At 68.1% G+C, this 586-nt stretch carries 1 protein-coding gene; it reads right to left on the bottom strand.

What is annotated here, in order from left to right:
* On the bottom strand, positions 1–586 hold a 586-nt coding region (galT, locus tag GWK61_RS55055), incomplete at both ends, for a galactose-1-phosphate uridylyltransferase (protein WP_194922362.1).

Genomic DNA, 586 nt, shown 5'->3' with positions numbered 1-586 from the left:
ATGTACGGCATCGGGCCGTCGAACAGTGTGTCCAGCCGCTGCACGCAGTCCTTGCCGATGGCGGCCAGTTCGTCGCGCTCGGCCGAAGTCAGTGCCGGGATGTCGGGCACGTGTCGGTTCGGCACGATGTCCACCTGGAACGGCCACCGTCCGGCGTAGGGCACGTAGGCAGTGAAGTACTCCCCCGCGGTGATGATCCGCGATCCCTCAGCCTTCTCCTCCGCCAGCGAGTCGCACGCCACGCAGCCGCCGGTGCTTTCGTGGTACGCCACTGCCACGTCCAGCATCTTCTGCATCCGGGGCGGGACGAAGGTGAACGCGTAGATCTGCCCGTGCGGGTGGTGCAGGGTGACGCCGACCTCGACGCCGCGGTTCTCGAAGCAGTACACGTACTCGATCCCGGGCCGGGCCGCGAGTTCGGTGGTCCGGTCGGCCCAGACGTCGACGATGTGGCGGATGCGCGATACCGGCAGCGAGCCGAATGAGGAGGCGTGCTCGGCGCTGAAGACCACGACCTCGCAGCGGCCGGTGTCGCCGGCCAGGGACGGGAAGCGGTTCTCGAAGACCGGCACGTCGGAGTCTGCTG

This window comes from Catenulispora rubra (assembly GCF_015356825.1).
GTDB classification, from domain to species: domain Bacteria; phylum Actinomycetota; class Actinomycetes; order Streptomycetales; family Catenulisporaceae; genus Catenulispora; species Catenulispora rubra.
Note: the sequence above shows the minus strand (reverse complement) of the source record. Positions and strands in the feature narration are given on the sequence as shown.